This window comes from Parabacteroides caeci (assembly GCF_023656795.1).
In the GTDB taxonomy this organism is placed as follows: domain Bacteria; phylum Bacteroidota; class Bacteroidia; order Bacteroidales; family Tannerellaceae; genus Parabacteroides; species Parabacteroides segnis.
Window position 1 is genome coordinate 53,950 of sequence record NZ_JAMOKT010000005.1, and the last position, 13,190, is coordinate 67,139.

Sequence of the window (13,190 nt, forward strand, 5' to 3'; positions counted from 1 at the left end):
GCATCATGCGTCATAGGTAGGACGCACTGCGCGTGCTAGCTTAAGCGCATGCCTTCGCCTTAGCTGAGTCATCCAACGCTTCCCTCCAGGGAGATGGTCAGCAGCTTCTGTGCTTCGACGGCAAACTCCATCGGGAGCTTGTTCATTACCTCACGGGCATAGCCGTTTACGATCAGGCCGACGGCCTCTTCGACGGAGATACCGCGTTGCTGGCAATAGAACAATTGTTCTTCGCTGATCTTGCTCGTTGTAGCTTCGTGCTCCACCACAGCCGTTTCATTCTGTATATCGGCATAAGGGAACGTATGGGCACCACAGGTAGAACTCAGCAGCAGACTGTCGCACTGGCTATGGTTACGGGCACCTTCCGCACGCGGAGATACTTTCACCAGGCCACGGTAACTGTTCTGGCTATGACCGGCCGAAATACCTTTCGACACGATCGTGCTTTTCGTATTCTTACCCAGGTGGATCATCTTCGTTCCGGTATCCGCCTGCTGGTAATTGTTGGTTACAGCAACAGAATAGAACTCACCGACAGAATTATCACCGGCCAGGATGCAACTCGGGTATTTCCAGGTAATGGCCGAACCGGTTTCCACCTGTGTCCACGAGATCTTACTGCCTTCACCTTTGCACAGGCCGCGCTTGGTCACGAAGTTATAGATACCGCCTTTACCTTCTTTATCACCCGGATACCAGTTTTGTACGGTCGAGTATTTCACCTCCGCACGTTCTTTGGCTACAATCTCAACGATGGCCGCATGCAACTGGTTCTCGTCGCGCATCGGAGCGGTACATCCTTCCAGATAACTTACATATGCCTCATCGTCGGCCACGATCAGTGTACGTTCGAACTGTCCTGTATTGGCCGCATTGATACGGAAATAGGTGGACAACTCCATCGGGCAACGTACGCCTTTCGGTATATAAACGAACGAACCGTCAGAAAAGACTGCCGAGTTCAATGCCGCAAAGAAATTATCACGATAGCTCACTACGCTTCCCAGATACTGTTGTACCAGGTCAGGATGATGCAGTACCGCTTCACTGAACGAACAGAAGATGATCCCTTTCTCTGCCAGCGTTTCCTTAAAAGTTGTCTTTACGGAGACACTATCCATAACGGCATCGACCGCCATACCGGCCAGTTGGGCACGTTCGTGCAAAGGAATACCCAGCTTATCGAATGTCTTCAATAACTCCGGGTCTATTTCATCCAGACTTTTCGGACCTTCCTTTTTCTTCGGAGCAGCATAATAGATTATGTCCTGATAATCGATCGGCGGAATATTCAGATGAGGCCATGTGGGCATCTCCAGCGTCTGCCAGTGGCGGAAAGCCTTCAGGCGGAATTGAAGCAGCCAGTCAGGCTCATTCTTTTTGGCCGAGATGATACGGACGGTCTCCTCATCCAGACCGCGATGGATCATCTCCGTATCTATATCAGTAACAAAACCATACTTATAGTCGCTGCTCGTTACCTCATTTATTATCTTATTCGAATCTTCCATATACATTTATATATATTATACATCTTGCCGGATAACAAACCTTCAAGATATTTACTCTTTTCCCCAAAACAATTTATCGAAGTAAATGGTTGGAATAATCTCTTTAACCGGATTATAATAGTTGGATTCCACCTTAGCCTGACGCGGGATCAGCACGGATCCCCTATCTATGCCTTCGAGTGCATTCAGTATAAGACTGACAAATCCTAACATAAAACAAAGCCCGACCACTCCTCCTCCCAGATGGTTCAGCACACTGAGGGGCGTAACTCCGACAACCCGGCTCATGATCTCACCAGCCAGCATGATCACTCCCACGATCAGCAGGAAACCGGCCACATAACTAAGTATGGTCACCCCTTCAGGCGGAAACCAGTTCAGGGCGACGATATATCCCTTCAACCAGGCTGCCGCCTTCGAACAAAAAAAGATGGCAACAACCAGGGCTATAAGCGAAACAACCTGTTTGATGACTCCATCAAACAGGCCTTTCACAAATCCAATTCCTGCCAGACATACTAGTACAATGTCTAACCAGTTCATGTTTATAAAGTTTTCTTTATTTCAGTTTCTTCGTACGACTCGATCACGTCGCCGACCTGGATATCATTAAAGTTCGTAATATTCAAACCGCAATCCAATCCGGCCACAACCTCTTTCACGTCGTCCTTGAAGCGTTTCAACGATCCGAGTTCGCCGGCATAGATAACGATACCGTCGCGGATCAGGCGGATCTTGTTTGTACGCTTGATCTTACCTTCCTTAACCATACAGCCGGCAACCGTACCCACTTTCGTGATCTTAAATACCTGTTGTACATCCACATAAGCGGTAATCTCTTCCTTGATTTCCGGAGAAAGCATACCTTCCATAGCGCTCTTCACCTCTTCGATCGCATCGTAGATGATAGAGTACAGACGGATCTCAACGCCATCCTTCTCTGCATTACGGCGAGCCTGTACGGACGGGCGAACCTGGAATCCGATGATGATCGCATTCGAAGCGGCAGCCAGTACCACATCCGATTCGGAAATCTGACCGACAGCCTTGTGAATCACGTTCACCTGGATCTCTTCGGTAGACAGACGGATCAGAGAGTCGGACAATGCTTCTACGGAGCCGTCCACGTCACCCTTCACGATCACATTCAGTTCCTGGAAGTTACCCACAGCGATACGGCGGCCGATATCGTCCAGCGTAAGCATTTTCTGTGTACGGATACCCAGTTCGCGCTGTAACTGTTCACGGCGGGTTGCAATCTCGCGTGCTTCCTGCTCAGTCTCCAATACATTGAATGTATCACCGGCCTGGGGCGCACCGTTCAATCCAAGGATCAGAACCGGTTCGGAAGGACCAGCCTTTTCCACACGCTGGTTACGCTCGTTGAACATAGCCTTGATACGTCCGTGGTGTGTACCGGCCAAGACTATATCACCCATTTTCAGGGTACCGTTTTCAACCAATACGGTAGAAACATATCCGCGTCCCTTATCCAGGGATGATTCGATGATGGAACCGACTGCACGTCTTGTCGGGTTAGCCTTCAGATCCAGCAGGTCGGCTTCAAGCAATACTTTTTCAAGCAGCTCTTCAACGCCCATGCCTTTCTTGGCCGAAATATCCTGGCTCTGGTATTTACCACCCCAGTCTTCCACCAGGTAGTTCATATTAGCCAGTTCTTCCTTGATCTTTTCAGGGTTGGCATGCGGCTTATCTACCTTATTAATAGCAAATACGATGGGTACACCGGCAGCCGAAGCATGGTTGATCGCTTCAATGGTCTGCGGCATGACGGCATCGTCGGCAGCTACAATAATAATAGCGATATCCGTTACCTTGGCACCACGGGCACGCATAGCGGTAAACGCTTCATGCCCCGGAGTATCCAGGAAGGTGATACGGCGTCCGCTGGCCAACTTCACATTGTAAGCACCGATATGCTGCGTGATACCACCGGCTTCACCGGCAATAACGTTCGCTTTACGGATATTATCCAGCAAAGACGTTTTACCGTGGTCGACGTGCCCCATCACTGTTACGATAGGCGGACGTGCTACCCAGTCTTCTTCGTTATCGTCTTCTTCGTCGGCATTGATGGCTTCCACCACTTCCGCACTGACATATTCAGTCTTGAACCCGAACTCTTCGACCACGATATTGATCGTTTCCGCATCCAGGCGCTGGTTGATTGAAACCATAATACCGATACTCATACAAGTAGCGATAACCTTCGTCACAGGCACATCCATCATGTTGGCGAGGTCGTTTGCCGTAACAAATTCGGTCAGCTTCAATACCTTGCTTTCCTGTTCTTCCAGTTCCAGCAATTCATGCTCGCGTTTAACGGCTGCATCACGTTTATCACGACGGTACTTGGCACCTTTATTATTCTTATTTCCCTTGTTCGTCAGACGAGCCAGGGTTTCTTTGATCTGCTTCTGTACATCCTCCTCGCTTACTTCGGCCTTAACCGGCTTTTTCAGACGGGGTTTGCCACGGTCGTCGCGCTGATGCTGATTAGCGGGACGGCTGTAATTCGTACCCGGAGTGTTGTTCACATCCACACGGTCCTTCTTGATACGGTTACGTTTCTTTTTCGCATCCGCATTAGCTTCGCCCGGTTTAACAGGAGCTCCCGGCTTCACCGGTGCACCCGGTTTGGCATTCGGATCTTTCGGTCCTTTATGGAATCCCGGTTGTCCGGGTCTGTTATTGTTGTTGAACTTTTCGCGTTTATCATCGCGTTCTTTCCGTCTCTCTTCCTTTGTTTTCTTTTTAGGACGAGTAGACTGGTTCAAGGCATTCAGGTCAATTTTGCCGGTTACCTTGATATTCGACTCGAACTTCGGAGTGTTCAAACGGAACAAGCTACTGTCTTCCGATTCAGCAGAAGTCTGACCCTCTGCGGCCGTTTTATTCACTTCTTCAGAAGAGCTTGTCGTCGTTTCCGGCTTCACTTTAACTTCCGGTTTTTTCTCTTCGATTCTTTCTTTTTCCACAACTATCTCTTTTACTTCTTTTTTCTCCACAGGCTTTTCAACAGGAGCAACCTCCTGTTTTTCCTGTTTTGCAGGGGCTTCTGCTGTCTTTTTTTCAGGAGCAGGAGCAGAAACGACAACCGGTTGCGGTTCTGCAACAGGCTGCGGTTTGACTTCCGGCTGAGGCTTAACGACAGGCTGCGGTTCAACGACAGGCTGCGGCTTGGCTACTACCGGTTCTTCTTTCACTTCAGGAGTCTCCTGAACTTTTTTATGCTGTCCGTCCAGGTCGATACGGCCTTTCGTTACGATTTTAGGCTTGAACTCTTCCGGGATCACGGTCTTTATTTCCGAGGTCTTCTCTTCTTTCACAGAAGCGGCCTCTCTCTCTTTCTCTCTGTGAGGACGTTCTACCCTCGGACGTTCAAAACCACCCTCAGGCAGATCCTTTCCAAACTCTTTTACGAGCAAAGCATACTGTTCATCACTGATCCTCGTGTTGGGATTTGCATTCTCCTCAACAGGATGACCTTTCTTGTGTAGAAACTCAACAACCGTGTTGATCCCTACGTTTAATTTTCTTTGTACTTGTATTAATTTTATAGGCATATCTAACTTTGTCGTAATACTTTATTCCTGACTTTCATCTTCAAATTCGGCAGATAAGATAGCAAGTACCTCGTCGACTGTTGTTTCTTCAAGGTCGGCACGTTCAATAAGTTCTTCACGGCTCAAAGCAAGCACGCTCTTGGCCGTATAGCAACCGATATTCTTCAGTGCGTCGATTACCCAGCTATCAATTTCATCTGTAAATTCATCCAGATAAATATCTTCCTCGTCGGCTCCTTCCACATCACGGAATACATCGATCGTGTATTCAGTCAACATACAGGCCAGTTTAATATTCAAACCGCCTTTACCGATAGCCAGTGATACTTCTTCAGGACGAAGATAAACCTCTGCCTTATGTTCTTCTTCGTTCACTCGTATAGAGGAAATTTTAGCCGGGCTTAATGCACGCTGGATAAACAGCGACGCATTGGATGTATAATTAATAACATCGATGTTCTCGTTTCTCAACTCACGCACAATTCCGTGGATACGAGAACCTTTCATTCCTACGCAGGCACCTACCGGGTCGATACGGTCATCGTATGACTCAACGGCCACTTTTGCTCTTTCTCCCGGGATACGCGCGATAGCCTTGATCAGGATCAGGCCGTCATTAATTTCGGGAACCTCCAGTTCGAACAAACGTTGCAGGAACATTTTATCTGTACGAGACAGGATAATCTTCGGATTATTATTATAATTATCCACCTTTTGTACAACCGCACGTACGGTTTCACCTTTGCGATAGAAATCGGAAGGAATCTGTTCTGATTTCGGGAGCAGCAACTCATTACCCTCGTCATCCAGCAACAGGATCTCTTTCTTCCACACCTGATATACATCAGCTGCTACGATTGTACCTATTTTATCTTTATATTTAGCATACAAACTATCCTTCTGCAATTCAAGAATCTTTGAAGCCAGTGTCTGACGCAGGTTCAGGATGGCACGACGTCCGAAATCGGCGAAATGAACCTCGTCGGTCACTTCTTCTCCTACTTCACAGTCGGCATCGATCTTACGGGCCTCGGTCAACGTAAGTTGCAGATTCGAATCTTCCAGTTCGTCATCAGCCACAACCGTGCGGTTTCTCCAGATCTCGAAGTCACCTTTTTCAGGGTTGATAATTACGTCGTAGTTCTCATCCGTACCGAACATTTTAGCGATTACGTTACGGAAGGAATCTTCCAGCACGCTGATCATCGTATCCTTATCTATATTCTTCAACTCCTTGAACTCCGCAAGTGTGTCAATCATACTGATTGTTTCCTCTTTCTTGGCCATAATCTTTCTTTACTTGAATCTTATTAGGTATTTTGTATATTTTATCTCATCGAATGTATAGGATTGATCTTCCCGGACAGTAACTTTACGTTTGGCACCATCAGGTTTTACCTGCTTTTCAACGGTAACTACTGCACCGTTCTCGTCGGCCGATTTCAATACTCCGGTCAGTTTCACACCGCTTTTCAGCAGCATCTCCACTTCGTTCCCTATGTTTTTTACATATTGACGAAGCACTTTAAAAGGAGAAGTAACCCCTGCCGAACCGACTTCCAACTCGAAGTCTTCCACATCCCGGTCCAGATGCTCCTCTACATACCGGCTCAATTCCACACAATCATCAATGCAAACTGCCTCATCATTATCAATCTCAATAATAATAAGGTTTCCCGGCTTAACTACTACGTCAACCAAATAATTGTCGGAAGAAGCCAATTTTTCTTCAACCAACTGAGTTATTACTCCCTTTTCAATCATAAACATACTGTTAAGAACAAAAGAAGGGGACTACCCGCCCCCTCCTCATCTTCGCTTAATCGCCCGCAAATATACAAATAATCAGTGAGTTTTCAAACAAATACAATCTTTTTATCAGAAAAGTTCGTTTTGCAGCCTAAGATAAACTCTCTTTATCTCAATACCTAATATAGGTTACATCTTTTAGGAAATTAAAACAATGGAAGGATTCCGGTGAAAACATAAAAAACAAGGCAGAAAAGGGCTTTAATTCATTGATATATACCATAGTTCTAAAAGAACTCTATACAATTATTACAGTGCAAATATATGGAATAATTGTTTCAATATATTGCATTTTGTTTAAAAAAAATGATTGATAGTCCGTTTTTTAACATATCGCCAACAATTATGCCCCTAACTAACCGTAAATAATATTTTTTCATATCTCAATCCTAAAAATCGCGAAGATTTATTTATCAATATATAAAATAAACATTAAAGCGATACATATTGTTAAAAAAGAAAACATTGCACAACACGACCTTTTCAGGCAGTATAAATATCTTCCATAAATCACTATAGATATGTAATATAGCTACAAAAAAACAGCTCAGAGATTAATATTGAACCGCAGTAGAAGAACAATCTGTTATCCGGGAGTAAACTGTTAATTTTCTTCATAAAGCAGGGAAGTTGTGTTAAAAACAGGCGCTTTTTTCAATAATTCAGACATAAACGGACTAATTTTTTCATTCTGATATATCTCTGATTTTTTCAAATTCCAACAGGTCGAATACACACCAAGCCCAACACATGTTTATCAAGTTGATAATATGCAAATTAAACCCAGCTTATCAACATAATAAAAGCACGTGAGTTCTTTTAGGACTATGAATTCGTCAACTATTAAACGTCAGGATCTAAAGTTTTCTATACACATTTTAAACAAAATAGAGCAAAAGAAAAAGAAGGGGGACAAAGAGAACGCCTCATTTATTAATAAAATCAATTATTATGTTGAAAAACTTCAAACCTGTCAGCTTGATTCTTGTCGCAGGAGCAATGACACTTCCCGTAAGTGCATCCGCTGACTTTGCGCCAGAGAAGCATGAAACCGCGATTTCCCAGCAGAACGGGAAAGTTACCGGTACCGTAGAAGATGAATTCGGCCCGATCGCCGGAGCATCTGTAGTTGTGAAAGGAACCACAAACGGCACAATTACCGACACAGAAGGTAGTTTTAGCCTGAACGATGTAAAGAACGGAAGCGTCATCCAGATTTCTTTCATCGGGTATGCAACAAAAGAAGTGACATACACCGGTCAATCTTCCTTATCAGTCCTACTGGCTGAAGATACTCAAAAACTGGACGAGGTAGTCGTTACCGCCATGGGTATCAAGAAAGACGCCAAAAAACTAGGTTATGCCGTAAGTACAATCGATGCCGGAGAGTTGATCAAAACGGGTACTCCGGACTTCGCTACATCATTGTACGGTAAGGCTTCAGGTGTGCGCATCCAGGCAGCTCCGGGTGGTGGTACTTCCTCCGTATCCATCTCCGTACGTGGTCTGTCTTCTATCACCGGTACGACACAGCCGCTGATCGTAATGGACGGTGTGCCCATCCATAACGGCGACGCCAACAAAGACGGTTACTGGACTAACCAGCGTGTAGAATCCAACGGTATGGTGGACATCAACCCGGAAGATATCGAAAGCATCTCTATCTTGAAAGGTGCCGCCGCATCTGCCCTGTACGGATCTGAAGCAGCCAACGGTGTTGTGATGATTACCTCTAAAAGCGGTAAAGGCCAGAGTGGTCTCGGTGTAGACTTCAGTGCAAATGTCAGCTTTGACAAAGTAGCCTACATGCCGAGCATCCAGAAAGAATTCGGTCCGGGATACGACAATGCCCTGTTGGCCACCGCAAGTGAATTCGAACAGCAAACCGGTTTCCAGAATACCCGTACAGACCGTAACGGGAACCAGGTAATCTCTCCGCGTAATACCTATTATTCATGGGGACGTCCATACGACTATACCACCCAATTATACAATTATAACGGGGCAATTCGTACTCACGCGCCTATCGACCACAACCAGTGGAACGATGTTTTCCAGACAGGTATCAACCAGACTTATAACCTGGCTATCACCAACGGAACGGAAAAAGGCAACCTGCGTTTCTCCTATACCTATATGGATAATACGCCAACACAGTTGAACTCGCACAACAACAAGCACAACTTTGCTCTTTCTGGTAGCGCCAATATCCTGAAAAACTTAAAAGTGGATTACTCGGCGAACTATATGCGCCAGCATGTTAAAAACCGTGCCTACCGTATCAGCCGCTTGTTGACAAACTATGCAGGTATGTTCACCGGATATGATGACATCGCAGCAATGAAGAACAGCACTGTTACCAGTTTGGGATACATGAACGTCCCTTATACCAGCAATACACTGACACCCGATGAAGCCTGGGACTGGAATCCGGCCAACTATCAGATGTCTTCAGAGTATTTCTGGAATATCTTAGGTAAAGAACAGTTGGAAGACAATAACCGTTTCATCGCGAGTGTAACGCCAAGTTGGGAAATCATTCCGGGTTTGACCGCGCGAGGCCGTCTGTCAACAGACTTGACGTACAATGTAATTGAGAATAAGAACTCAACGGAAACGCCAAACGTATTCAGACAGCCGGGTAACTATACCGGAGCCTATACATTGAAAAACTCCAAGTATGAGATCTATTATGGTGATATCATGTTGATGTTTGACCGTACATTTGCTGAAAAATACAATGTTGCTGCAACCGCAGGTTGGTCTGCCCGCCAGGAAAGTCAGTTCGACACCTCAGTGAGTACCCGCGGAGGTCTGAGTGTTGAAAACTGGTTCCACCTGAACTCTTCCGGATTAACACCGGCAAATCCATCGATGAAAAAAGCATCGCTGTTAAAACAAGCCTTCTTTGCTACAGCTTCTTTCGGTTATGACAGTTGGGCTTATGTGGAAGGAACTGTGCGTCAGGAAAAAACATCTACACTGTACCCCGGATCCAACACATTCGTTTATCCTTCTGTGAACGGTAGCGTCATTTATTCATCTTTGCTGAAAGATAATAAACCCGAATGGCTGGATTATGGTAAAATTCGTCTTAGCTACGGTGTTGTAGGTAACGCCCCGGAAATATATAAAGCAGCTACCGGTTACAACCAGAGCGCTGTAGGCAGTTATATCTACAATCAGGTCCCACAGGCACTTGGAAACAATGAGATACAACCGGAACAGAAATACGAATTCGAATTGGGTTGGGAAAACAAGTTCCTCGGCAACCGTTTGGGCTTCGAACTTTCTTATTACCAGAATACAGTAAAAGACCAGATCCTTCAGACTACAACATCAGCATCTTCAGGAGGTACTTCCATCTGGATGAATGTCGGTGAATTAAAGAACGCCGGTGTTGAAATGTCTATGTACGGTACAGTTATCCAGACTAAAGACTGGAACTGGGATATTCGCGCCAACTGGTCATGGAACAAGAACGAAGTAACGAAACTGATAGACGGCATCAACTCTATCGACCATTCTACAGTAGATAACGGAGCCGCAGTGCTGCAATCCAGAGTAGGACGCCCGATGGGTGACTGGTATGTTTACGGTACGGTAAAAGACGAGAACGGAAACAAAGTCGTTGGCGATAACGGTCTGTATATCGTAGACTATACAGAACGCCAGAGAGCAGGTAACGCCATGCCGAAAGTTGTCGGAGGTATCAGCACTTCATTGAGCTATAAAGATTTCTATCTGGATGCCACTATCGACTTCCGTATTGGTGGTGACGTACTGAACTTGCCTTACCAGTATATGACCGAACTCGGTATCCTGGATTGTACATTGGATAACCGTGATGCTTCACGTGGCGGTCTTACCTGGTATGCAGACGGAAACGACCTGTCAGACCCTTCAAAACGTCATTTGACAGACCAACCTGCCGGATCTACAGTAAACGGTAACATGGTTTACGATAACGGTGTAATCCAGCCGGGTGTTAAACAAGACGGTTCTGAAAACAAAACGATCATCACTGCCGGTGAATCATATTACAACCAATACGGTTGGGGATATTCCGGAAACATCACTTATGAAAACGCAATACAGAAGAATTCATATGTAAAAATGCGTGAACTGAGCCTTGGTTACAGATTACCGAAAAACATCACTTCCAAATTCGGTTGTAAGAACCTGATGGTTTCCGTATACGGTCGTAACCTATTCTACTTCTATAAGAGCCTGAAAGAATTCGATGCAGAATGTACAGACGGTACAACCTGGATCACGCAGGCACAGATTGGTGGTTCAACAGCCACAACACGTTCATTCGGCTTCTCATTACGTGCAAGCTTCTAATTGACGAAAAATAATATAGAATATTAAAATTGAAAGATTTATGAAAAAAATATATGCACTCGCACTTGGATGTGCTGCCCTTCTGGCAACGTCTTCCTGTAGTGACGACAAATTCACGGATCAATATCAGGACCCGTCAAAGACACAGACGGTATCATGCCCGGCCTTGATGGTTGGGGTATGGCAAGCCTCTAATACATGGATGAATCCAGTCTATTACAGATATTATGTATCTTCCACTACTTCCGGTCTCTTCTCTGGAATAATCGGTCATACAAACAGTAAAGACCGTTTTGCCGGTACCGGTCAGGGGTATTTCAACGAACGTTGGAGAAACTTTTACAACACTGTCACCCAGTATAGGGTATTGGAAACCGAATTCAATAACCTTCCGGAAGAAGAAAAAGAAGACTATCGTATCTTCTATCTGCTGGGACGTACAGTAATGGAAGAGCAACTTTATGAAGTTTGTTCCGCCTGGGGTGGAGTACCATTCTCTGAAGCCGGCACATTATGGGCAACAGGAGACGTAGAAGCTTCCAAACCCAAATACGATTCGGATATCGACTTGTATAAAATGATCCTGAGCGACCTGGACGAAGTCAACACATACCTCAACGGACGTTCGCTTACAGCCAATGCCAGTACTTACCTGAATGCAGAAGACTATGTGAACAACGGTGACATCACCTTATGGCGTAAATATGTGAATTCCCTGCGTTTACGTGTAGCTACTCACCTGGCTTCTAACGGCGACCTGGTAAGTGAGGCACGTGCTGCGATTAAAACGATGTTGGAAAATCCCGGTACTTATCCGATGGTAGATCTAAACTCTGATAATATCACAGTGACACAAACCGACGATGACCAGTTCGATTTTGACCGTGACCTGCAAAACGCAATCGAGAATTCAACTTACAACCGCATGTCCGGTCCAATGCAACGTGCACTGAATGCCAACACCAATAATCCGGACCCACGTTTGGAAGTCTTGTATGACAGCAACTGGAATAACGAATATATCGGCCTCGATCCGTCTGAAACACTCACGGAACAGGAAACGAATATGAGTATCTCTACGCATGGTACGGCTAAATATTACGCAGCCCTGGATACATCGACCTTCACCCGTAACCCCGGATTCCCGGGACTCTGGATGACAGCAGCCGAAGTTGCTTTCATGAAGGCGGAAGCCTATGCCAACAACTGGGCTACCGGTAATGCCAAGAGCGAATATATCAACGGTATAAAACTTTCCACTGAATTCTATTTCGATTTGAATTCAACCGGTACCTATCGTGACGCGCTGACACCTCCTTCTACGGCTGTAGTAGAGGCATATGCCGAAACACAATGGGATGCCAGTAACCCGCAGAAGAGCATCCTAACACAGCGCTGGATCCATCACGGTGCCATTCAGGAATATGAAGCATGGAACGTTGTCCGCCGTACCGGATATCCGGAAATCTATTTCAAACGCGACCCGCAGTCTGTCGCAACTCCGCTTCCTCTGGACCGCATCCAGTATCCGTCTGACGAAAAGGACTATAACTCAGCCAACCTGAATGCCCATCTGGGAGGTAAGGAAGACAGCTGGTACGCTCCTTTGAACTGGATGAAGAGCAATTGGTACACCACTATTGAATAACAAATAAACAGAGAGATATCCACAGTAAATAATTACAACATAATTGATGGAAAATTGTGGAGTCGAAACCGCCCCGAAGTGATTCGCGGCGGTTTTTTCCATTTGTACAATTCCCTGACTTTCCCTATCTTTGCTCCCCGAATACAAAGGGGTGCTTGCCACGTACCGATACAGTACGTGCCGCAGGCTGAGATTATACCCATATTACCTGATACGGATAATGCCGGCGAAGGGAATTGTAAAACATGGTATACTTCTTCACACAACACACCTCTCCTATTCATT

At 45.6% G+C, this 13,190-nt stretch carries 7 protein-coding genes and 1 riboswitch; of the genes, 2 read left to right on the forward strand and 5 right to left on the reverse strand.

The window, feature by feature from the left end:
* Positions 1-68: 68 nt before the first annotated feature.
* From sufB to rimP, 5 genes are read right to left on the reverse strand one after another with little or no spacing between them, the layout of a single operon-like run.
* Positions 69-1,514 carry a Fe-S cluster assembly protein SufB gene (sufB, locus tag NBH15_RS03920; protein WP_128134726.1) on the reverse strand — a complete coding sequence of 482 codons (1,446 nt, stop codon included), beginning with the start codon at positions 1,512-1,514 and terminating at the stop codon, positions 69-71.
* 51 nt (positions 1,515-1,565) lie between these two features.
* Complete coding sequence (locus NBH15_RS03925; RefSeq protein WP_250822045.1) at positions 1,566-2,057, reverse strand: CvpA family protein; 492 nt, start codon at positions 2,055-2,057, stop codon at positions 1,566-1,568.
* A 2-nt stretch (positions 2,058-2,059) separates the two neighbouring features.
* A complete protein-coding gene (gene infB, locus NBH15_RS03930) occupies positions 2,060-5,101 on the reverse strand; it encodes a translation initiation factor IF-2 (RefSeq protein WP_186959884.1) in 3,042 nt (1,013 codons plus the stop codon).
* A gap of 21 nt (positions 5,102-5,122) precedes the next feature.
* A complete protein-coding gene (gene nusA, locus NBH15_RS03935; protein WP_128134724.1) occupies positions 5,123-6,388 on the reverse strand; it encodes a transcription termination factor NusA in 1,266 nt (421 codons plus the stop codon).
* Between the two features lie 9 nt (positions 6,389-6,397).
* Positions 6,398-6,865, reverse strand: coding sequence for a ribosome assembly cofactor RimP (gene rimP, locus NBH15_RS03940; RefSeq protein WP_186959885.1), 468 nt, complete (start codon positions 6,863-6,865; stop codon positions 6,398-6,400).
* A gap of 996 nt (positions 6,866-7,861) precedes the next feature.
* On the opposite strand from rimP, the gene NBH15_RS03945 reads away from it, so the two are divergent.
* Positions 7,862-11,257: a SusC/RagA family TonB-linked outer membrane protein gene (locus NBH15_RS03945; RefSeq protein WP_250822046.1), complete on the forward strand. Its 3,396-nt coding sequence runs from the start codon at positions 7,862-7,864 to the stop codon at positions 11,255-11,257.
* A 40-nt stretch (positions 11,258-11,297) separates the two neighbouring features.
* Positions 11,298-12,905: a SusD/RagB family nutrient-binding outer membrane lipoprotein gene (locus NBH15_RS03950; RefSeq protein WP_244050277.1), complete on the forward strand. Its 1,608-nt coding sequence runs from the start codon at positions 11,298-11,300 to the stop codon at positions 12,903-12,905.
* A 137-nt stretch (positions 12,906-13,042) separates the two neighbouring features.
* Positions 13,043-13,158, forward strand: a riboswitch (TPP riboswitch).
* Positions 13,159-13,190 lie beyond the last annotated feature (32 nt).